Raw genomic sequence first — 21,558 nt, 5'->3', positions numbered from 1 at the left:
CCACAAGACCGCCCAGGAGATTCTTTCCCTGGCGATTCAGCGCTGCGCTGCCGACCACACTGCCGAGGTCACCGTTACCTCCGTGCACATTCCCTCTGATGACCTCAAGGGCCGTATCATCGGTCGCGAGGGTCGCAACATCCGCACCTTCGAGCAGGTTTCCGGCGTCAACCTCGTGATCGACGACACGCCCGAGACCGTCGTTCTTTCGAGCTTCGATCCGGTCCGTCGTGAGACCGCCCGTGTTGCTCTGGAGAACCTCATCGCCGACGGCCGCATTCACCCCGCCCGCATCGAGGAGATGTATCACAAGGCTGCCGACCTGGTTCAGCAGCGCGTGCGCGAGGCTGGCGAGCAAGCTGCATTCGATACCGGCATTCACGACCTGCACCCCGAGATCGTCAAGACCCTTGGTGCCCTGCGCTACCGTACCTCGTTTGGTCAGAACGTGCTTCAGCACTCCCTCGAAGTCTCTGACCTGTGCGGCGTGATGGCTTCCGAGCTTGGCCTGGACGTTGTGACCGCCAAGCGCGCCGGCCTGCTGCACGACCTGGGCAAGGCAATCGACCATGACGTCGAGGGGCCGCATGCCGTCATCGGCGCTGAGCTTGCCCGCCGTTATGGCGAGAAGCCCGTTATCGTCCACGCTATCGAGGCTCACCATGCCGATGTCGACCCCAACACGGTGCTCGATGTCCTGGTGCAGGCCGCCGATGCTGTCTCTGCCTCTCGCCCCGGTGCCCGTCGCGAGTCTGCCGAGAACTACATCAAGCGTCTTGAGAAGCTCGAGGAGATCGCCAACTCTCATGACGGCGTCGAGCGTACCTATGCCATGCAGGCCGGTCGCGAGGTCCACGTCATGGTTCAGCCGGACAAGATCTCCGATGCCCAGTCCACGGTTCTGGCTCACGATATCGCCCATCAGATCGAGGAAGAGATGGAGTATCCCGGTCAGGTGCGCGTCGTCGTGATTCGCGAGAGCCGCGCTGTCGATATCGCTAAATAATATGAGCGACGCGAACGAGCTCATCTCATTTATCGCGTCGATGTCGGGGGAGGGCAACCTTCGCGTCGAGGAGAACCTTGGCGAGGGGTATGTCCGCCTCCGCGTTTCGGAGGCCGAGCGGCGCCAGGCAAAGCACGACATTCAGCATGTCGAGGATATCGTCATCGAAATGCTCCGTAATGCTCGCGATGCTGGCGCCGACAAGGTCTATCTCGCCACGACCAAGGAAGATGGCGTCCGCACGCTTGTCTTTCTGGATAACGGTTCGGGCGTTCCGCAGGATATGCAAGAGCGAATCTTCGATGCCCGCGTTACCTCCAAGCTCGAGAGCATGAAGATGGATCGTTGGGGCGTTCATGGTCGTGGCATGGCATTGTTTTCGATCAAGCAGAACACCGACGAGGCCCGTGTGGTCACGTCCGGCGTCGATCTTGGTTCAGCCTTTAAGGTGAGCGTTGCAGCCGACCGCCTCAGTGAGCGTGCCGATCAGTCCAGCTGGCCCCAGGCCGTCAAGGATGAGGACGGACGTTATGTCTGTGCTCGCGGTCCTCATAATATTATTCGCGCTGCCTGTGAGTTTGCGCTCGAGGAGCTGCGTGGTTGTGATGTCTATCTTGGTTCTCCGTCTGAGATTGCCGCGACTCTTTATGCTCAGGCGTCAAGTCGGCTCGATACGTCTCGTCTCCTGTTTATTGATGACGAGAGCGAGCTTCCGGTTGTCGATCGTTTGGGCCTTGCCTCTGATGCCGAGGACTTTATCCGTATCTGTTCGGGTTTGGGTCTTGAGATGTCCGAGCGCACGGCCCATCGCATTTTGGCAGGGCAGATTAAGCCCGTTCGCGGTGTGACTGCGCGTCTGCTGCGCGAGCGTGACTCATCCTCGCATGCGCCGGCTCCTGTCGATCTTGCGAAAGATCGTCGTGGGCTACGTATTGCCAAGGATGACATGGCACAGTTTTCGCGCGCTGTGGAGCGCGACTTTAATGACCTTGCTGCCCGGTACTATCTCAACCTTTGCGGCGACCCAAAGATTCGCGTTTCGCGTGATCGAATCACCGTGACATTCGATCTTGCCAAAGAGGAATAGTGCCTTTACCGAGTCCACTCGGTACGATACAGTTATTGCAGTTAAAACGTACTTTTAAACGCAGGAGTTTCTTCATGGATTGCCTGAAGGTATCAAGCAAATCATCGCCCGCGTCCGTTGCCGGCGCCATCGCCGGCATGGTCAAGGATGGTGTGCCCGTCAACATTCAGTGTGTCGGCGCCGGTGCGGTCAACCAGGCCATAAAGGCCGTGGCTATCGCGCGCGGTTTTTTGATTCCAACCGGGTTTGATATTTCCTGCGCGCCCGTGTTCTCCGACATCCTTATTAACGGGGAGTCGCGCACGGCCATCCGTCTTTCTATTTACGTTCACCAGATCAATCGAGCTGCTATGGATAACGTCGTCATGGATGATGTTAAGCCTGTGGCATAGCTTCTGATTGCCTCGTTTTGCTCCCCATCGTTAGGACTTATGCACATGGACCAGCGTTCCGTACGCGATATTCTTGCCGGTAAAACCTACTTTATTCGCACCTTTGGCTGCCAGATGAATCAGCACGATTCCGAGCGCGTGAGCGGTCTGCTCGATTCGTATGGTTGCCTCATGGCGCTCGATCCCGAGCATGCCGATATCGTTGTCTTCATGACATGCTGCGTGCGTGAGGCCGCCGATACTCGCCTGTACGGTCAGTGCAATTCCTGCAAAAGCCTGCCGCCTTCGCCTTCTGGCAAGCGCGTGGTTGCCGTGGGTGGCTGTATCGCGCAGCGTGATGGTGAGGGCCTGCTCACCAACGTCGATAACGTCAATGTCATCTTTGGCACGCATTCTATCGCACATGTGGCCGAGCTCATTGTCGAGGCGTTCCTTGACGGCAAGCGTCATATCCGCACCAATGAGCATGAGGATACGGATGCCATGAGCATGCCGTGGCATCGCGAGACCCAGTATCACGCCTGGGTGCCCATCATGACGGGCTGCAATAATTTCTGCACCTACTGCATCGTGCCGTACGTGCGCGGTCGCGAAAAGAGCCGCTCCTTCGAGGAGATTGTCGACGAGGTGACCGGTTTGGTGCGCCAGGGCGTGCGCGAGATCACACTGTTGGGCCAAAACGTTAACTCATATGGTCGCGATCTGTTTGGCAAGCCGCGTTTTGCCGATTTGCTGCGCGCCGTAGGCGATACGGGTGTGGAGCGCATCTTCTTTACATCTTCACATCCCAAGGACCTGCTGCCCGAGACCATCGACGCCATGGCCGAGACGCCTGCCGTTATGCCGCAGCTGCACTTGGCTGTCCAGTCAGGTTCGACACGGATCCTCAAAGAGATGAATCGCCGTTATACACGCGAGGACTATTTGGGCCTGGTCGATCGCATTCGCAACCGTATGCCCGATATCGCGCTCTCGACCGACATTATCGTTGGCTTCCCGGGCGAGACTGAAGAAGACTTTGAGCAGACGCTTTCACTTGCCGAGACGGTCCGCTATGCCCAGGCCTATACCTTCATCTATTCCAAGCGCGCCGGTACCCCGGCCGCAGAGATTGACGATCCTACGCCGCATGAGGTTATTCTCGAGCGTTTCAACCGCCTGGTTAAGGTTATCGAGACCACGGCACACGAGTATAACCAGGGTGAGCTTCATACTGTGGTGCCGGCGCTCATTGAGGGTACGAGCAAGAAGAACGATGCGGTCCTGCTGGGCAAGAGTCCCAAGAATCAGACCGTGCATGCGCCTATCCCCGAGGGTTACAGCATCGATCAGCTTGTTGGCAAGATCGTTGCTGTTGACGTTGACGTTGCCAAGACCTGGTATTTGTCCGGCTCCGTTGTGGGCGAGCCGCGCTAATGGTTTCTTCCGGGGCAGGTCTTTCCGCCGTTGCGATCGTCGGTCCGACGGCGGTTGGTAAGAGTGATGTTGCCGACCGTTTGGCCGCTCGTCTTTCGTCCGAAGTGCTGTCGTGCGATGCGATGCAAATCTATCGCGGCATGGACATCGGTACCGCAAAGATGACGCCCGATGAGTGTACGGCGCCGCTGCGTCTCGTCGACATTGTAGAGCCGGGTGTGGCATATTCTGCTGCGCTTTATCAGGCTGACGCTCGCGCGCATGTTGAGCGCTTGCTTGGCGAGGGCCGTCTACCGGTGTTTTGCGGGGGTACGGGGCTGTATCTCAAGGCCGCCCTCGATGAGATGGACTTTCCCTCGGGTGAACTTGAGGACGATCGCCGTGCGGGGTATCAGGAGCTTGCCGAGCGTATTGGCGAGGAAGAACTGCATGCCCTGCTTGCCGAGCGCGACCCAGAATCTGCTGCTGTTATTCATCCCCATAACGTGCGCCGTGTGATTCGTGCGCTCGAGATGCATGATGATGGTATCTCCTATGCACAGCAAAAAAGTCAGTTTAGTGTTCCGCGCGAGCATTATCATGCTCTATGGTTTGGTCTGACGCGTAATCGCGAGGTTCTCTACGAGCGCATTAACCTGCGTGTCAATCTGATGTTTGAACAGGGTCTTGTCGATGAGGTTCGCGGTCTGATGGACCAGGGGCTGGGAGATGCCCTGACGTCGATGCAGGCAATTGGCTATAAAGAGATTATCGATGCTTTTAATGGCGTGATGAGCATGGATGAGGCTCGCGAGCTCATTAAGATGCGTTCGCGTCGTTATGCCAAGCGTCAGCTATCGTGGTTTAAACGCGATGATCGCATCGTGTGGTTCGATATGGACAAGTTTACGATCGATGAGGTCGTTGAGGACATCCTGCATTGTATTGAGGCTGCCTAATGGCCCGCTTCCCCCTTGTTCCCACGGCACCCGAGCCCGAGCGTACCATATTAGTTGGTGTTGAGTGGCGCGACAATGCGTGGCCGCTCGATCGTTCGCTTGACGAGCTTGAGCGCCTTGCCCATACGGCTGGTGCCCAGTGCGTGGCTCGCTTGTCTCAGCGTTTGGTAAAGCCGTATCCTAAATCGTTTATCGGTTCCGGTAAGGTTGAAGAGCTGTGCGGCCTGGTGCATCGCATGGATGCCGATGTCGTTATTTTTGACGACGACCTGACGCCCTCGCAGCAATCCTATTTGGAGAAAGCCGTGGGCGAGCCGGTAAAGATTATCGATCGTACGGCACTGATCTTGGATATCTTTGGCCTGCATGCTCAGACGCGTGAGGGACGCCTACAGGTACAGCTGGCGCAGCTTCAATATCTGTTGCCTCGTCTGCGCGGCATGTGGAGCCATCTCGCCAAGGAACAGACGCGCGGCGGCATCGGCTCACGCTTTGGTCAGGGCGAAAGTCAGCTCGAGGTCGACCGTCGCCTCATTCGTAATAAGATCGCTGCGCTTCGACGTGAGATCAAGCAGGTTGAACAGCGTCGTGATGTTCAATCCAAGAGTCGTATTGAGTCACCGGCGTTTCGCGTCGCGTTAGCCGGTTATACCAATGCCGGTAAATCGACGTTGCTCAATCGTCTGACCGGTTCTACGGTACTTTCGCAGGACAAGCTGTTTGCTACGCTCGACCCGACGACGCGTTCATATCGCCTGCCTGGCGGTCGCGGCATGACGATTACCGATACCGTCGGCTTTATTCAAAAGCTGCCGCATGGTCTGGTCGATGCCTTTAAATCGACGTTGTCCGAGGTGTTGGGTGCCGATTTAATTCTCAAAGTCGTGGATGCGTCTGATGAGGACTATGAGCGACAGCTTGAGGCTGTCGACCGCGTGCTTGATGAGATCGGCGCCGGAGAGCGTTTAACGCTGACCGTATTCAATAAAATTGATCTTCTCAATAGCGTTGATCGATTAAGTTTCCGTCGTCGCTATCCGGAAGCCGTTCTGTTCTCGGCCCAAACGGGCGAGGGACTCGACGATCTCGTCGATCGCATTGCTCGCGAGGCGGCCGCCACCGATGTGCTGCTTTCCGCCGACATTCCATATCGTGAAGGTGCACTCATCACAGTCGTGCATGAGCAGGGGACCCTTTTGCACGAGGAATATCTTGAGGATGGCGTTCGTATTGTGGCGAAACTGCCGGCTCGTATTGCACCGCGGCTCGAGCGTTATCGCACCGAGTAGGCGAGCTCCAAAATGCCCAGTATGATGGGCTGATGTAGCAGATAAAAGGGGAGTGCATGACGTCCAAGGCTGGCGAGCGCCGGGATGGGATTCGCGTAGGCCCAGCTAGGGACGGTCTTATCGATTCCCTTCGCTATGTGTGCGGCGAAGTATCCTGCAAGATACATAAAGATAAACGGGATGATGGGGTAGTAATCACCTGAGATAAATCCAGGGCTCGGAAATCCTAGCCACGCCAGGTATGGGACAGGGTAGGTCGTTTTGGGGATGCTCCAGGTGAGGGCGAACAACACAAGGCATAGGGACACGCCCCATCTCGCCGAAATCTTCTTAAGGACGGGATTGGTCAACGCTACGATGCCGGTACATGCGGCCATACAGTAGATGATGCCAAAATTAACCGAATCGTCGACTGAGACAAGTGTTGTTGCCAACCAGACGACGAGTGCTGCTAAGGCGTATTTGGCGGCACGTTTGATATTGTTGCGCGAAAGAGTGCACATCCAACCCGCGATAAACAAGAATACCCAGCTGATGCTGGCGCGCCAGATGTCTTGAAAGACGGTCTGGGTAAACCAGGGCATATCCCAACCGTACAGGTAGGCGAGATCGTAGCAAGCGTGAAAACCTGCCATTGAAATCATCGTAAACCCGCGGACGGTATCAAAGATAGTGATGCGTTTTCGCATTACGAGAACCGGCGCATCAAGCCGACGACTTTGCCCAAGATAACGGGATTCGTTGCATAGATAGGCTCCATGGTGTCATTCTCGGGCTGCAGGCGTACGCGTCCCTGCTCCTTGTAGAACGTCTTGACGGTCGCTGAACCATCAATCATGGCCACGACAATTTCGCCGTTCATGGCACTCTTTTGTTCACGGACGATGATGTAATCGCCATTGAAGATGCCGACATTGATCATTGAGCTCCCATGCACCTCAAGGATAAAGGAACCCTGATCAGTGGCGATTTCGGTCGGGATAGTAAAAGTGTCTTCGATATTCTGCTCGGCCAGAATGGGAATCCCAGCCGCGACGCGACCAACGAGCGGTAGCGAGACCGTTCCGCGAGGTGCGGTGGGCTCGTCAGATTTAGAAATTGAGACAGAGGAACCGTCCTCGTTAAAGAGTTCCAGGGCGCGCGGTTTGGTGGCATCGCGCTTGAGTAGCCCGCGCGCCTCCAGAGCAGATAGATGGGCGTGCACGGTGCTGGGGGAGGAAAGGCCCACGGCAGAAGCCATCTCGCGCACGCTGGGCGGATAACCCTTCTCCTGCTGATATTCCTTGATGAAGTCGTAAATTTGCTGCTGACGCTTGGTAATTTTGCGAGCCATCAGGGCATCCTCTCTACCCGTGTCAAACAAATGTTCGAATTTTGCTTGACAGGAACAACTGTTCGAAGATAATAATAACCGAACATTCGTTCTCGCGCCAGATATTTTTGTCCGCGCGGCTTGATAAAACTGTTCTCAGCAAAACACGCGAGAGGAGAACATGATGAACGCAACGAATATGGTCCAGGGAAACCTCGCCCTTAAGCTCGTGACGCCTGCTGAACCCACTTTTACGGTTGTTCAGGGTGGCCGCTCCGGCTTTCAGCCTTTGACCGTAAAGCCTGCTCGCAATCAGCAAGCTGCAGTTGTGCCGGCCCGCGTTGCCCTGAAGGTTCCGACGATTGTCGCCGTTGCCGTTGCGCTTACGCTCTTCTTTGTCCTCGCTACGTCGGTCTTTAGCGCTCGTCACGCCGCGTATGCCGAGTCCGTTTCCAACGTTACCTACGAGACCATTCGCGTTCAGCCTGGTGATTCTCTTTGGTCGCTTGCCGAGGAATATCCAATCGAAGGCCTTTCCACGCAAGAGACTTCCGACATGATCCGTAACGTCAATCATCTGGAGCATGGTTCGCTCGCCGCCGGTGCGCATCTTAAGGTTCCTGCTCGTTCGTAATCATTATCGCGCTGCACATGGTACCCTTGTTATCGTTTAAGAGGAGGTACCATGCGCTGTCCCAAATGCGGCAAGGCACATACCCGCGTCGTTGATTCCCGTATGCAGGAGTCAAATAACACCATTAAGCGCCGTCGCGAATGTTGCTCGTGTAACTACCGCTTTACAACGTTCGAGCGATGCGAAGACCCAATTGAGGTCATTAAGTCGGACGGAACCAAGCAGCGGTTCGATCGCAATAAGCTGCTCGTCGGCTTGATGCGCGCCACCATCAAGCGTGATATCGACACTAAGAAGCTCAATGAGATTATCGACGATATCGAGGTCGAGCTGCGTTCTCGTACGCTGACGGCCGTCACGTCCCATGAGTTGGGTGACATGGTGCTCAAGCGCTTGGCCAAGATCGACAAGGTGGCGTACATCCGCTTTGCCTCGGTCTACCGCGATTTCAAAGACGTCGATGAGTTTTTGCAAGAGCTTGACAAGCTAAGGTGATTCCATGTCCAACATTACCGTCAACATAAAGCGTCTCGACCCCACCGTCGAGCTTCCCAAATACGCCCATCCCACCGATGCCGGTTTGGATCTGCGCTCCAACGAGGACTGCGTCCTGAGGCCCTTCGAACGTCGTCTGGTCTCTACTGGGCTGGCCATCGCCCTGCCCGACGGTTACGCCGGCTTCGTCCAGCCCCGCAGCGGCTTGGCCATCAAGCAGGGCCTGTCTATAGTCAATACGCCGGGCCTCATCGACGCCCACTACCGAGGAGAACTCAAGGTTATCCTCATCAACCTGGATCCCTCCAACAACATCAAAATCAACAAAGGCGACCGCATAGCCCAACTCGTCATCCAAGAAGTCCCCACGGTCAACCTCATGGAAGTAGAAGAACTAGACAAAACCGACCGAGGCAACGGAGGCTTCGGCTCCAGCGGCGTCGCCTAGGGCGCTCGTATCCCTCCCGCCCGGGGCTTACCTATATCATTCCATGCTCAAACATTCTCGCTTCGCAGGGGCGCACGGATCCCGCTTTCGCCTGAGCCCCATACATATCATCCCGTGCTCAAACATTCTCGCTTCGCTGCGAAACTGCGCGCGGGACGATATGTATGGGGCTCAGGCGAAAGGGCTACATGCTTGACATAAAACAATCTTTCTAGTTAGCCGATGCGATAAAGGGATGCCTCCTTTGTCGCATCGGCTAACTCTATTTATATTTTCCTGTTTTACCTTTGCAGGTTCTAATGGAGGGGAGTCTGAAGTAGCTGCTAGTAAGTAAACGCAGCCGCTCTGCCGGAGCCACCCTTATATCGTTCCACGCGCAGTTTCGCAGCGAAGTGAGAATGTTTGAGCATGGAACGATATAAGGGCGGCTCCGACAGAGCGGCGGACATTCGACTAGCGGATATGCGCGGGTTTTCCGCCCCAATAGAAGCGGCAGAAGGCTCGTTTGCGCTTTTGGGGCTTGCCTACTAGCTCCATGGTTGCGATGGCTATGTCTTCGGCTGCGTGGGGGCGGCGTAGTACTTCGCCATTGATGAGTAGGGCTTTGAGTGATTCGGGATGGTCGTGCAGGTGACGTAGGGTAACGATGAGCTCTCGTGCGGTGGTGACATGCATGCTGGCGCCCATGCCGGTGAGCATCGTGGTGTTGGCCTTTTCCTGGCCATAGGACTTGCCCAGCAGGATCATCGGCAGATGTGCGCATAGGCACTCGGTGACGGTGAGCCCGCCCGACTTGAGGATTGCCAGGTCGCAGCCGTGCATGAGGGCCGCCATGTCATCCACGTAGTCCAGAACTGTGACGTTTTCGAGCTTCATGGCGACGAAGAGCGTCTTCAGCCGGGTGGCATACTCCACGTCTTTACCGGGCAAAAAGACAAAGTGCATGTCCTCAAAGCCGCGTAAGAAGGGGAGCGTGTGGTCCATCGCGGCGCGGAAACGCACGTATGGTTGGGGCAAACTGGCGCCGGCCATCACCAATACGACGGTTTTGTCTATGGGGAGATTGAACTTGCTGAGCTCATCTTCGCGTTTGTAATCTGAATCGAAACCGGCTCGGATGGGGATGCCCGTTATGCGGATCTTTGACTCGGGAACCTTGCGCGGGCGCAGCGTTTCGGCCATAAACTCGTTGGCTACACAGAATAGGTCGGTGTCCTTGTGGGGCCAAAAGCCTTCGACTTCGTAATCGGTCGGCACACAGATGACCGGGTAATCGATACCCGTAATTACGCGGGCGCCCACGGCAACATTGGCTGCTGTGATGTGCGTTGCGACCACGGCTATAGGCCTGCGGCGACGAATATATTCGTTGAAGGCGGGGAACATAATACGCGACCATGCCGTGCCGCCACCCCAGAGAAGATGTCCCGTAAGCGTATATCGCCAGGTCAGGTCGTAAATGGGGCGTGTGGCTCCCGTAAAAGAAGCCGCGGTCTTATTGCCGTCGAATTTAATACGTCCAAAATCAAGGATATCGAGCACTTCAATTTCAATATCCTCAGGGATTCCCTTGGTGCCGCGGATAAGATCAAATGCTTGTGCAATCGCGTTGGCGGCGGCTTTGTGGCCCGATCCAACCGATGCGTGCACAATGGTTACTAGGGGTTTTTGTGCAGGTGAAACGGTCATTTGCTCCGGTTGGGGAGTGGCTTGCATGGGCAGGGGAGCGCTATTGCTCATCTGCGTTTGATCCATCGATAACTCCCCTTCAGCTTTGTTACGCGATTTATCATTGTAGTGCATGAGTGTCATGTTCACGTAAATTTGGGTATGAGCGCAAAGAACGCCAATCTTTCGACAGGAGGTCTCTTCATGACTACCCATCAGCCGATCGATGTTGCGATTATCGGTGGCGGCCCTGCGGGCTATGCTGCGGCCATTTATGCGGCGCGCTCCAACCTAACGACGACCGTGATTGAACAGGGCATGTCGGGAGGGCAGATCGCCACGACCAATGAAGTCGAGAACTATCCGGGCATTCCGCTCTTGAGTGGCGCCGAACTCGGTGAGCGTTTTCAGCAGCATGCAGAGGGCCTGGGAGCACAGGTTACATGGAGCATGGTTACGGGTATCGATTACGATGCCGATGCAGCGCTGTTTACGGTGCATCACGATTTGGGCGATACGTCGGCCTCGAGCGTTATCGCTTGCATGGGTGCCACGCCGCGATCTGCTGGTTTTGTTGGCGAGGATGCGTATCGCGGTCGTGGCGTTTCGTATTGCGCGACGTGCGACGGCATGTTCTTTCGCGGCAAGCAGGTTTTTGTCATCGGCGGCGGCAATGCTGCCTGCGAGGAAGCTCTGTTCTTGTCAGAAATCGCCAGCAGCGTGACCATCGTTTTGCGCCGCGATCAGTTCCGTGCCCCCGATGGTGTGGTTCAAAAAGTTCTTGCAAAAGATAATATTTCAGTTAGGTACCAAACTAGTATTGTCGAGCTCTCGGGCGAAGCCATGCCAACGACGATTACCTTTAAGGACAATGCATCCGGGGAAACTCACACCGAGTCATTTGTCCCTGGCTCGTTTGGTATCTTTGTCTTTACCGGAACGCAGCCCCATTCCGAGCTTGTTGAGCATCTTGTCGATCTGGCGCCTGATGGCGGCATTCTGACTGATGAATCCATGGCGACCCGCACGCCAGGTCTATTTGCTGCTGGCGATATCCGTTCCAAGCGCTTACGTCAGGTTGTGACCGCCGTTTCTGACGGAGCCATAGCAGCAACGGGCGCATACGCGTTTCTCCGCGGATAAGTACGATAATATATCTTATGTAAGGTTGCTATCTTTATTACAAAGTGGTTGGACGGTGCATCAATGTGCTGTCCAACCACTTTTACTTTCCTGCTATATAGTATGCAAAACTAGATAACCTAGAATACAATATAGCTAATGAACGGAGGATCCTTATGAACCACGCCAAACGCGTTATCCCGATGTCCGATTCGTCGGTCAGCATTAAGCCTGAGGATATTCAGCCCACTGTGCTGCCCGATGCATTTATTCAGTCCGATATCGTGCGCAAACTTAATACGTTGAGTCTGCCGCGCTATAACCAGTTGCCCAATGTGACGCTCTACCGCGACCAGGTTATTGAGTATGTTACGCTGTGGATGGAGCCGCTGTCCATTTGCGTTGAGCAGCCTATCATTACGCCATCGATGATCAATAACTACGTAAAGGTCGGCCTAGTGCCTGCTCCGGTCAAAAAGCAATATGGCCGCGAGCAGATTGCCCGCCTGATCGCTATCTGCATCTTTAAGCAGGTGCTACCTATTGCTGCGGTGCAGGCACTCTTTAACATTCAGCGTTTGAGCTACGATGCCCCGACGGCCTTTGATTATGTGGTCGATCAGCTCGAGGCATCGATTCGTGCGGCGTTTTCCGTCGAGCAGACTCCCGTGCCCGATACGGCGCATCAGGTAACGCGTGAGTCGCTGCTTGTGCGTAGCGCGGTATCGTCCTTCGTTTCGAAGGCGTACTTGATGAGCTATCTCAAGTTCAACGGGTTTAATAGCTAGCCGACGTATAAAACGGGCGGGACAAAGAGCCATCTGTCGCTTTGTCCCGCCCGTATTTTTGCTTGGTTGGACTTTATTTGCCCGAAGCTACGCCCATGCCGTAGCCGATGATGAGGCCGTGCATCTCGGCGTAATAGGAATCCAGGCCGTTGCAGGGCATGATGATGGTCTTGGAGCCGGGCCAATGCTCGACTATGCGGTCAGTGAGCGCCTGGGCTCCAGCTTCGTTCTCAACGTGATCTATGACGACCTCACCGCCCGTAAAGCCCTCGGCTTCCATAGTGTCGATGATCTTGTTGAGCATCTTTTTTTCGCCACGCGTGTGCCCGACGAGTTCGATTTTACCGGCCTCACTCGCCGTGCCCAAAATGCGGATATTGAGCTTGTTGGCAATGACGCCGGCTGCCTTAGGGATACGTCCGGCTTTGGCGAGGTTTTCGTAATTGCACAAACTGAAGAGGATTTTGCTGTTCTGTTCAAGGCTATCGAAGCATGCGCAAGCATCCTCGAATGAGACATTCGGATTGCTTGCAAGATAGCGGTCGAACAGCAAGAAAATGAGGTCCATTTTGCCGCCAGCTGCGCGTGAATTGACTAGATGAATCTGTCGGTCGGGCTCCTCGGCAAGAACCATATCGCGAGCCGTGGCTGCCGCGTTGTAGCTGCCCGACACGCCCTCAGAGATCGGCATGCAGATGGTCTTGTCTGCCAATTTGAAGAGCTCGGCCCACTCCCCTACGCTGGGACAAGCGCTCGAAGAAGCGTTCGTCTCCGCCTGAACAGCGCAGTTGAGCTCATGAACATCGAGCGAAAGGTCATCGACGAATTCACGCTCCCCCACTCGAATTTTGAGGGGCGCAAATGCAAAGGTAGTATGGGGCGCGGTCGGTTGCCAATCGCGGAGGTTACAGCTTGAATCTGAGATAAGTGCCCAGCTCATAGAGGGTCCTTTCTAATTGTTCCCAAACAATTATAGCCTTCTTGCAGACCGATTGGGCCGCTATCTAGTATTCAAAACTAGATAGCGGCCTGCACTAAAGGCAAAAGAATGGACCCCATGACTAAAAGCCACGAGGTCCATATCCGCTTGCTTTATCTGAATACTTAGTAACGCACGAAGATGTAGTTATTGTTCATGCCGGCGGCAACGGAGCTGATGATAACACCCGTGTTGTAGTCGGAAGCATGAATCATCTGACCACCACCGATGTAAATGCCGGTGTGGTACGAGTTGACCACAACGTCACCAGGCTGCGGATCGGACACGCGCGTCCAGCCCATAAAGGTACCCGTGGTGCCCAGGCGGCAATAGCGACCAGTGAGGCAATAGCTAACAAAACCAGAGCAGTCGAAGCTGTTCGGGCCAATTCCGCCCCAGGAATAAGCGCAACCAAGCTTGCTGTATGCACGCGAGACAACAGAACCGCCATCAACAGACTGGCTCGGAGCAGAAGGCGTCGGAGCCGGAGGAGGCGTGGAGGGCTGCGGCGTCGGAGCAGGTGCCGGCGTAGGAGCCGGAGTGTTGCCGCCCTGGTTGTTGTTATTGCTGGTCTGGCCACCGTTGTTGGTGTTCTCGGTCGTACCGGCAGTCTCGTTGCTCACCGTGGCCTTCTCGGCGGTGCTGGCGTTGATGCCAGCCTGCAGCGCGGCGTTGGCCTCGGCTTCTGCGGCAAGCTCGGCTTGCAGCTGCGAATCCAGGGAGTTTACGACGTTCTGGGCTTCAGCCTGCTGGGCGTTAAGCTCATCGACCTTCTTTTGCGTTGCGGCGACGTTCTTCTCCTGCTCGGACTGCTTATCGGTGAGCTGCTGCTTAAGCTCCTTGACCTCTTGAATGGTCTGAGCTTGCTTATCGGAAACTTTGCCGTAGTAGAACAGACGGTTGAGCATATCGCTCAGGTCATCGACACCCGTCAGAACCTGAAGCAGGCTCAGACCGCCGGTTTTGTACTCGCCGGCGACATAGGTCGAGAGCTTGGCCTGGCCATCGGCGATCTCCTGCTGCTTTTGCGTGATCTCGCCGGCAGTCTGATCGAGCGCCTGCGTCTGCGTGGCGAGCTCATCGTAAATCTGCTGGGTTTGGGTACCGATCTGCTCGAGCTTCGTACGAGCAGCGGCAAGGTCGGATGCGGTATCGGCGTAGGCAGGAGCCGCGAGGCCCAAGCCCAAAACACAAGCGAGAGTTGCCGTAGCAGCGCAGCGTGCCATGTTTTTGTGCGTGTTTGCTGTGCGCATGTAGCTTCCTTTCCAGTAACTAAGGGTAACGGCTAGTCCACCGTCACCAGGCTAAAGAGCTCCACATCGTCATCAGACGGCGTGAGCTTCTCGCGCGGGTTGAGAAACGCAAGCTCTAGGATACAACCGTAACCGACAAGCTTTGCGCCCATATCTCGCACCAGTTTACCTGTTGCCTCGACGGTTCCGCCCGTCGCGACCAAGTCGTCCAGAATCAACACGGTATCTTTAGAGCTGATAGCGTCGGCATGGATCTCAATTGAATCGGTGCCGTACTCGAGCTCGTAGCTCTGGCTCACGGTCTCGCGCGGTAGCTTGCCCGGTTTACGTGCGGGAACAAAGCCGGCGCCAAGGGCTACAGCCACCGGTACGCCAACCATAAAGCCGCGAGCCTCGGGACCCACGACCTTGGTGATTCCCATGCCGGCAAAGTGCTCGGCGAGGGCATCGGTCATGGCTTTGAGCGCCTCGGGATTGCCAAAGAGCGGCGTGATGTCTTTAAAGATGACTCCGGGCTCGGGATAGTCGGGGATGTCGACGATTTGAGATTCGAAGTCGTACATTGCATGACCTTTCAATGGGTTGCCGAAATTTCAGCAGCTGTTATTTGCCCGCGGTGGCGGTGCCGGATTGCGAAGGGGCGACGACCTTGAGCGGCTTTACGAGAGAATCCTCGTGCGAAGCCGGCATGGCAGTCTCTTCGTTTTTGGTCTTGGTGGACTCGGAGCGAGTGATTTCCTCATCGAGTGCATCGATGTCGGCGTCCTCGACCACGGCGTTGAGCGACTCAAAAACGCGGTTCTTGAGCAGCGCGGTGTGCACACCTTCCGTCAGGTCGTGTAGCTTCTTAAACGCACGCTCGAGCTTGGCGTCGCGCTCGTCATCGGAGGTATCCATTCCGAGCATGCTCACGAGCACCTGCTCAAACATGGAGGACTCGCGGTTGGCGGAAGACACGTACTGACGCAGGTTGCGCGGCTCGATATGGAAGCGTGACAGCTCGGAGCAGTAGCGGATGATCGGGAAATCGCGACCATCGACGAGCTCTCGATTCTGCGGGCTCTTGATGATGCGAATGAGGTCGTTCTCGGCGAGCGAGCGGATGAACGAAATCTCGACGCCCAGCATATCGGGAATGGTCTCGATGGGATGCAGCTTTTGCTTAGTCTCCTTGGGCTCCGTCTTGAGCGGAACATCGGACAGCAAGCCCACCTCGTAAGCGAGCGTTGACAGGTCCGTGGCGTTTTCCAAGCGCTGCTTAATCACGTTGAGCGGCATGTAGCGGGTCTTCTGCAAGTGCAGGATGACCTCCAGGCGATCAACGTCCTCCTTGGAGTACTGACGGTATCCCTTAGGCGTACGATGAGGGGTAATGAGCCCCTCATCCTCTAGAAATCTAATTTTTGAGTTCGAAAGATCGGGGTATGCGCCTCGAAGTAGGTTGACGACTTGGCCGATACTCAGATAGTTGCGTTCGGCCATGCCCTACTCACCGGTTTCGATGCGCTCCGGCGTGCTCTCGTGGTAGATGAGCGTAAACGTACCGATCTGCACGGAAGAACCGTCGTGCAGCGGGGCTGCATTGACGATGGCACCGTCGACCCAGGTGCCATTGAGCGAGCCCAAGTCCTCGATGCGAGCGCCGAGGCCCTCGCGGATAATGCGCGCGTGGCTGCGCGAAACGGTCATGTCATTGAGGAAGATACCGTTCGCAGGATCGCGGCCGATGGTGGTCACGTCGTCCTCGAGCTCAAAGGCGGCACCAGTCTGCGGACCCTTGACGATGGACAGAACGGGGGCGGTGATGCGCACGTTGGCCATGAGGTCGGGAACGGTGACGTCGCTTGAAGGCACGCGGAATACGCAGGTAGCGTCAGCAGTCTTATCATTCTGAGGCATATTGTTAACCATGTTGTCCATGACAACCCCTAACTTATCGCGGACGTGCCGCAAATAATGAACCGTACGTAATCATACCCCAACGAATCAGTCTTCGATTTCAGGGTTCAGAAAGTCGATGTCCTCGTCCTCGGGATGCGTGAGAGCCTGTTTAATGGCCGCTCCGCCCTTAATGGAGTAGATGACAGCCGTGAGCATGGAGAAGATCACGCCGCCGTACACAAAGAAGATGCCGAGGGGCACCGAGCTTCCGTTGAGGCCCGGGAAGGCCGTGAGGGTTGAAGGTAAAAGTTGCAGGCCGTCAACAACGGGGAACCCGAGCAGCATGAGCGAGAATCCGGTCATGAGCAGCGCTGTGGCAATCTTTCCGGGGAAGACGACATCGATGGGGCGACGGTGATAATGACGCACGATAAGCGTGCCGATGCCCAGATAGATATCGCGGCCAATAATGAGTACGCAGACCCAGATGGGCAGCTCTCCGCGGACCACCAGTCCAAGTACGCCGGTGAACAGCAGCGCACGGTCGCAAATGGGATCCATGACCTTGCCGAGCCACGAGACCGTCTTAGTCATGCGGGCGATCTGACCGTCCATCCAGTCGGTGGAGGCGGCAACGGCGTAGATAACGATGGCGATGACACGGTTGTTATCCGTCACAAACAGGTACAGAAATACCAGGGTGAGGATCAGGCGCGTAAAGGTGATGAAATTGGAGATCGTAAAGATCTTATTCGACGGGTAATCGGAAGTGCCGATAAGCTCCTTTTTGATCTTCTTTTTGATGCCCACAGGACTCCCCCGCTGGTTAACGACAAAACTTTCGATACTATACCCGTTCCGGCGATGTCTATCCAGCGCAGCCATAGAGAGTCCAGACATATGGAGGATGCTGCTGGGTGCCACGAGGCTCTCGCGCCGTTGCTTTAACAAAAAACTCTCACAGGAAGTAGCCGCGAGGGCTATGTTGGTAGTTGCAGCTACAGTTATTGTTGAGGGTGAGCAGCGCGTCGCGCACGCCGTAGAGGTAGCCGCTGATGAGCGCCCAGCGCACGCGCTCGTCGAGCGCAGCGAGGTAGAGCGTCTGCATGCCACCGCCGGAAAAGCCGACGCAGCCGAGTTCGCGCAGACTCCACGCGCCGCGCGCCGCAACGTAGTCGATGAGGCGCATGAGGTCCCAGGTCTTCGGCATCGATGTGCACATCGAGCATCACGCCGACCATGAACATTGCGAGAAACGTATTTGCCGAGCCCACCGAAGCGGTGACGTCGAGCACCGGCGCAGAATAGCGATGCATCCCTTTGTACATGGGCACACAAGGGGATACAGCAAAGGCGACCGGAGGTCGCAATACCCTCCTGGTGAACAGCTAGCAAGGTGAGTAAAACCACACCGAACGCCGCTCACGCCAGGGCGGCGTTCACCTTTTGGTTCCACCTGCCAGCACCTCCTCTCTCGATGCCGCAAGGGTTTCTTCGTGGTGATAGACCGACACCGTTCATCGTTGTTACGGGCTCGTTCGCAAAGTCGTGAACACGCTCCCCTCTTGTTCAGCGCATAATGGTGCACCGTGTGCGGCTGTGCGGTCGCACGCTAAAGGAGATGTGCCCGCATGGGCATCGAGAGAGAGGATGCAGCATGAACCTGAGGGAGAAGTACGGTGAGTGGGGCCTGATCCTGGGCGCGACCGAGGGCGTCGGCAAGGCGTTCTGCGAGAAGATCGCCGCCGGCGGCATGAACGTCGTCATGGTCGGCCGTCGCGAGGAGAAGCTGAACGTGCTCGCAGGCGAGATCCGCGAGACCTACGGCGTGGAGACCAAGGTCGTGCGCGCCGACTTTAGCCAGCCCGGCGCTGCCGAGACCGTCTTCGCCGCGACCGAGGGCCTGGACATGGGCTTCATGAGCTACGTGGCCTGCCTGCACAGCTTCGGTAAGATCCAGGACACCCCCTGGGAGAAGCACGAGGCCATGATCAACGTCAACGTCGTGACCTTCCTCAAGTGCTTCCACCACTACATGCGGATCTTTGCCGCCCAGGACCGCGGCGCCGTGATCAACGTCTCGTCGATGACCGGCATCAGCTCCAGCCCCTGGAACGGCCAGTACGGCGCGGGCAAGGCCTTCATCCTCAAGATGACCGAGGCCGTGGCCTGCGAGTGCGAGGGCACCGGCGTCGACGTCGAGGTCATCACCCTCGGCACCACCCTAACCCCCAGCCTGCTGTCCAACCTCCCCGGCGGCCCGCAGGGCGAGGCCGTCATGAAGATCGCCCTCACCCCCGAGGAGTGCGTCGACGAGGCCTTTGAGAAGCTGGGTAAGGAGCTCTCCGTCATCGCCGGCCAGCGCAACAAGGACTCCGTCCACGACTGGAAGGCAAACCACACCGAGGACGAGTACATCCGCTACATGGGCTCGTTCTACCGCGACTAGCAACTGCGGAACACACGCGCGAGGCTGCATACGGGTTCGCAGGTAGAGATGCGAGTGCGAGGGTTTCTTTGCGGGGGCGTGCGGATGCGGCGCCTGCGAGGGAACCCTCTTTTCATGGGTGGGCGCGGCGATGAACCCGTGCGCGGCACCTCGGCGCTCACCGTCGAGGGCGACCTGCCCGGCTCCCTCGCGATCTCCCTACACGGGGTTCTGCGCTCCGGCATCCTCTGGACCGTGTCTCGCTCGTGCTCAGTGGGCCGGCCGATCCGGCCCTCAGGGTATCGGATTCCCGCATTCATCCGTACATGTTCGTATGAATGCGGGAGGTGTTCGGGTGAAGTTGATATTCAAGGTGTAGACCTTTTTCTTGGTACTCCTCAAATGCGGCAGGGTTTTTCGAGTTTGTAGATGCTAATATAACCCTGCTCTCGAAAGAGGACTCAGCCCCGGCTGGTAAACCTGACGTTTGGCGTGGTGTGCGTGACGCGCATAGTGGGCATGGCCGCGATAGAATTTTCCATGCGGAGGGGTTCGACCCCATAGCGCCCCGAGGGTTTCGGGGAGGGCGAACTGGCAGGCAGGGAACCGGGATACAGGCTGTCCAGAAGGAGGGGTGTAATGCCTCTCCTTCTATTTTGCAACATCAATCGGTCTTATATATTCCGTCGCGGGCTCGATGTTTTCGAGATTGCGGAAATGTGTTGGATGCTGCAGCGGCATGAGAAGAGGAATATTTCCGAGTGTCTGGCGGCATACGTTTTGGGACGTTGAATATGCACAATAAGATGTGTACCAGTAAAGTCCGGGACCGGCATTGATTGGAGAGGCAATGGCGACGTGTGAGGTCACGGTCGAGGTCCGACGGTTCGACCAGGCTGTACCGGCAGTCCGCGTGCAGTGCGCAGCCCCTCCCGCGCGGGTCGCCGTCCGAGTCCTCATCCGGCTCATGATGGCGCACCACGACCCAAAGGCCCTCCAACACATCGTCGAACCCGAAATCGAGCTCCGCCTGGGCGCTCTCGCCGAACGCATCGCCCAAGGCGAGCTCCGGCACCTTCGTCACACGGCCGTCCAGCCACTCAATCTCTGTCATCGCGCGCATGGTCCAAGCCTCTTCTGACACGGGATTGTCAGCTCAACCCGACCCTTACCCATACGGACGAACATAACTCGCCAGGGGAAGCCCCTGAAGGCCGTGCGCCACAACATGAGGCCGAATCCGCCCCCGGCTGGACAGGCCAACAACGAAGGAGCACACGGAACCGGCGCGGCGTTACAACCGTCCCGGCAAGCGTGTCGCTTGGCCAAGTCATGATGCCGACAAACCCGGAAATGCTCCAACGGAGCGCCGAACGAGGGTAACAATATAAAGCCGTGCAACACGCGTTGGACGACCAGAACAACCCAAACAAAGGCCTGTCGGTCCCACCTTCAAGCCCAATAGCAAAATGTGCATCAGCGGATTTGCAGCGATACAAGTCTCAACCGTCACCATCACACCGCAGCGCGCCTAGTCCCACTCATCCTACTGCAAATGTCCCAGAACGAGAAAACGACCAGCTTAACATGCCACCCTTTATATCCGCACGCGCGTAATTCAACTCATAAGGACCGGCTATCCCTTACCTGTGACACAATCTCAAACGCACAGAACAGAATCATCAGTCCAATCATCGCATAAGAGGCAGCCGAACCTTCAAGCACTATTCCACAAAGAACAATCTCCGCACCGCCAATAAGAACTGTTATCAGGCGCTCCGCCTTTTTGCTCTCGCCGCTCGCATAAAAAGGCGGCAAAGCGCACAAGATCACATATAGCCCGGGAAGGGAATACAGGATCGATAGTCCAAGCCCCCCATCAACCGCAGTGCTTTGCGTAAGAATCAACTGAACCCAAACGGCAATTATCACTGAGCAGGTTGTCGATAAAAGAAGACTAGAAATATAGCACGCAACAAAGTCCCGTCGCATTCGAACAGAGAAATCCGCGAACTCTCTTCGCCGCGTGGAAACAATAAGGTACACAGAAATTGCAATAGAACCAATCAGAGAAAACAGCGGAACAACCAGCAATTCAAGCTTATTACCCCATCGATCAACCACACCCCCACTCCAATGAGCGGGAATTGCATCGGGGAGGACTGACCAAGCCGCCCATAGAATCAGAAATGGAAGAATAGAGAGGATGAAAGATGATAACACTGCAGTAATTTTTTTTGAGGCTCTCATCGATTCCGCATCTCCTTGCGCGCCCACATTCCACTCCGCCTTAAATCAAGTATAAATAGATGGCGCTCGGTATTATTGGCGCAATCGCGATAGCGATTACCGCCGTTGTTTCTTTAAAAATGGTAGGAATACATGTCTCCAAGAATTGATATATCGATTGACGAGCTGCCCG

The 21,558-nt window shown here is 56.2% G+C and carries 23 protein-coding genes; 12 read left to right on the top strand and 11 right to left on the bottom strand.

Features of this window, described 5'->3' with window-relative positions:
* The 6 genes from rny to hflX form a co-directional block, all read left to right on the top strand.
* The coding region (rny, locus tag AB5405_RS02805) for a ribonuclease Y (protein WP_368137527.1) at nucleotides 1-1,006 on the top strand (1,006 nt) is incomplete at its 5' end.
* Nucleotide 1,007: 1 nt separating this feature from the next.
* Nucleotides 1,008-2,093: an ATP-binding protein gene (locus AB5405_RS02800; RefSeq protein WP_006235981.1), complete on the top strand. Its 1,086-nt coding sequence runs from the start codon at nucleotides 1,008-1,010 to the stop codon at nucleotides 2,091-2,093.
* Between the two features lie 74 nt (nucleotides 2,094-2,167).
* Nucleotides 2,168-2,485 carry a stage V sporulation protein S gene (locus tag AB5405_RS02795; RefSeq protein ID WP_006235982.1) on the top strand — a complete coding sequence of 106 codons (318 nt, stop codon included), beginning with the start codon at nucleotides 2,168-2,170 and terminating at the stop codon, nucleotides 2,483-2,485.
* A 45-nt stretch (nucleotides 2,486-2,530) separates the two neighbouring features.
* Complete coding sequence (gene miaB, locus AB5405_RS02790; RefSeq protein ID WP_368137526.1) at nucleotides 2,531-3,901, top strand: tRNA (N6-isopentenyl adenosine(37)-C2)-methylthiotransferase MiaB; 1,371 nt, start codon at nucleotides 2,531-2,533, stop codon at nucleotides 3,899-3,901.
* The gene (gene miaA / locus AB5405_RS02785) at nucleotides 3,901-4,839 is read left to right on the top strand and encodes a tRNA (adenosine(37)-N6)-dimethylallyltransferase MiaA (RefSeq protein WP_346978500.1); all 939 of its coding nucleotides are present in this window, start codon (nucleotides 3,901-3,903) and stop codon (nucleotides 4,837-4,839) included. The genes miaB and miaA overlap by 1 nt, the downstream gene beginning before the upstream one ends.
* Nucleotides 4,839-6,128, top strand: a complete 1,290-nt coding sequence (gene hflX / locus AB5405_RS02780; protein WP_368137525.1) for a GTPase HflX — start codon at nucleotides 4,839-4,841, stop codon at nucleotides 6,126-6,128. The genes miaA and hflX overlap by 1 nt, the downstream gene beginning before the upstream one ends.
* Here hflX and AB5405_RS02775 read toward each other — a convergent pair.
* A complete protein-coding gene (locus AB5405_RS02775; protein WP_368137524.1) occupies nucleotides 6,113-6,817 on the bottom strand; it encodes a heparan-alpha-glucosaminide N-acetyltransferase in 705 nt (234 codons plus the stop codon). The genes hflX and AB5405_RS02775 overlap by 16 nt on opposite strands.
* Nucleotides 6,817-7,461 carry a transcriptional repressor LexA gene (gene lexA / locus AB5405_RS02770; RefSeq protein ID WP_040359862.1) on the bottom strand — a complete coding sequence of 215 codons (645 nt, stop codon included), beginning with the start codon at nucleotides 7,459-7,461 and terminating at the stop codon, nucleotides 6,817-6,819. Before lexA ends, AB5405_RS02775 begins: the two co-directional genes overlap by 1 nt.
* Before the next feature lie 163 nt (nucleotides 7,462-7,624).
* On the opposite strand from lexA, the gene AB5405_RS02765 reads away from it, so the two are divergent.
* From AB5405_RS02765 to dut, 3 genes are read left to right on the top strand one after another with little or no spacing between them, the layout of a single operon-like run.
* A complete protein-coding gene (locus AB5405_RS02765; RefSeq protein ID WP_227790406.1) occupies nucleotides 7,625-8,074 on the top strand; it encodes a LysM peptidoglycan-binding domain-containing protein in 450 nt (149 codons plus the stop codon).
* 51 nt (nucleotides 8,075-8,125) lie between these two features.
* Complete coding sequence (gene nrdR, locus AB5405_RS02760) at nucleotides 8,126-8,569, top strand: transcriptional regulator NrdR (RefSeq protein ID WP_022093781.1); 444 nt, start codon at nucleotides 8,126-8,128, stop codon at nucleotides 8,567-8,569.
* Nucleotides 8,570-8,573: 4 nt separating this feature from the next.
* Nucleotides 8,574-9,017: a dUTP diphosphatase gene (dut, locus tag AB5405_RS02755; RefSeq protein ID WP_227790838.1), complete on the top strand. Its 444-nt coding sequence runs from the start codon at nucleotides 8,574-8,576 to the stop codon at nucleotides 9,015-9,017.
* A 453-nt stretch (nucleotides 9,018-9,470) separates the two neighbouring features.
* Here the strand turns inward: dut and AB5405_RS02750 are convergent, their stop codons facing one another.
* Nucleotides 9,471-10,772 (bottom strand): MGDG synthase family glycosyltransferase, encoded by a 1,302-nt coding sequence (locus AB5405_RS02750; RefSeq protein ID WP_368137523.1) that lies wholly within the window; start codon nucleotides 10,770-10,772, stop codon nucleotides 9,471-9,473.
* A 117-nt stretch (nucleotides 10,773-10,889) separates the two neighbouring features.
* Between AB5405_RS02750 and AB5405_RS02745 the strand changes: the two genes are divergently transcribed.
* Together AB5405_RS02745 and AB5405_RS02740 are read left to right on the top strand one after the other, a co-directional pair.
* Nucleotides 10,890-11,828, top strand: coding sequence for an NAD(P)/FAD-dependent oxidoreductase (locus AB5405_RS02745; protein WP_346978497.1), 939 nt, complete (start codon nucleotides 10,890-10,892; stop codon nucleotides 11,826-11,828).
* A 155-nt stretch (nucleotides 11,829-11,983) separates the two neighbouring features.
* The gene (locus tag AB5405_RS02740) at nucleotides 11,984-12,595 is read left to right on the top strand and encodes a DUF1836 domain-containing protein (protein ID WP_346978496.1); all 612 of its coding nucleotides are present in this window, start codon (nucleotides 11,984-11,986) and stop codon (nucleotides 12,593-12,595) included.
* Between the two features lie 73 nt (nucleotides 12,596-12,668).
* On the opposite strand, the gene AB5405_RS02735 is transcribed toward AB5405_RS02740, so the two are convergent.
* From AB5405_RS02735 to AB5405_RS02705, 7 genes are all read right to left on the bottom strand, one after another.
* Nucleotides 12,669-13,535 (bottom strand): DegV family protein, encoded by an 867-nt coding sequence (locus AB5405_RS02735; RefSeq protein ID WP_368137522.1) that lies wholly within the window; start codon nucleotides 13,533-13,535, stop codon nucleotides 12,669-12,671.
* Between the two features lie 164 nt (nucleotides 13,536-13,699).
* Complete coding sequence (locus AB5405_RS02730; RefSeq protein WP_368137521.1) at nucleotides 13,700-14,827, bottom strand: coiled-coil domain-containing protein; 1,128 nt, start codon at nucleotides 14,825-14,827, stop codon at nucleotides 13,700-13,702.
* Between the two features lie 32 nt (nucleotides 14,828-14,859).
* Nucleotides 14,860-15,390 (bottom strand): adenine phosphoribosyltransferase, encoded by a 531-nt coding sequence (locus AB5405_RS02725; RefSeq protein ID WP_006235999.1) that lies wholly within the window; start codon nucleotides 15,388-15,390, stop codon nucleotides 14,860-14,862.
* Between the two features lie 40 nt (nucleotides 15,391-15,430).
* Nucleotides 15,431-16,309 (bottom strand): transcriptional regulator FtsR, encoded by an 879-nt coding sequence (gene ftsR, locus AB5405_RS02720; protein WP_346978493.1) that lies wholly within the window; start codon nucleotides 16,307-16,309, stop codon nucleotides 15,431-15,433.
* Between the two features lie 3 nt (nucleotides 16,310-16,312).
* Nucleotides 16,313-16,747, bottom strand: coding sequence for an FHA domain-containing protein (locus AB5405_RS02715; RefSeq protein WP_006236002.1), 435 nt, complete (start codon nucleotides 16,745-16,747; stop codon nucleotides 16,313-16,315).
* A 66-nt stretch (nucleotides 16,748-16,813) separates the two neighbouring features.
* Nucleotides 16,814-17,518: a CDP-alcohol phosphatidyltransferase family protein gene (locus AB5405_RS02710; RefSeq protein WP_260699275.1), complete on the bottom strand. Its 705-nt coding sequence runs from the start codon at nucleotides 17,516-17,518 to the stop codon at nucleotides 16,814-16,816.
* A gap of 148 nt (nucleotides 17,519-17,666) precedes the next feature.
* Entirely contained in the window at nucleotides 17,667-17,918 is a 252-nt protein-coding gene (locus AB5405_RS02705; protein ID WP_006236004.1) for a dienelactone hydrolase family protein, read from the bottom strand.
* Between the two features lie 447 nt (nucleotides 17,919-18,365).
* Here AB5405_RS02705 and AB5405_RS02700 point away from each other — a divergent pair, with 447 nt between their 5' ends.
* Entirely contained in the window at nucleotides 18,366-19,157 is a 792-nt protein-coding gene (locus AB5405_RS02700; RefSeq protein ID WP_006236005.1) for a 7beta-hydroxysteroid dehydrogenase, read from the top strand.
* Nucleotides 19,158-20,759: 1,602 nt separating this feature from the next.
* On the opposite strand, the gene AB5405_RS02695 is transcribed toward AB5405_RS02700, so the two are convergent.
* Nucleotides 20,760-21,386, bottom strand: coding sequence for a DUF1648 domain-containing protein (locus tag AB5405_RS02695; RefSeq protein WP_368137520.1), 627 nt, complete (start codon nucleotides 21,384-21,386; stop codon nucleotides 20,760-20,762).
* Nucleotides 21,387-21,558 lie beyond the last annotated feature (172 nt).

This window comes from Collinsella aerofaciens, assembly GCF_040920445.1.
GTDB classification, from domain to species: Bacteria; Actinomycetota; Coriobacteriia; order Coriobacteriales; family Coriobacteriaceae; genus Collinsella; species Collinsella aerofaciens_BH.
The sequence above is the reverse complement of the archived record's forward strand: the minus strand, read 5'-3'. Positions and strand labels throughout refer to the sequence as shown.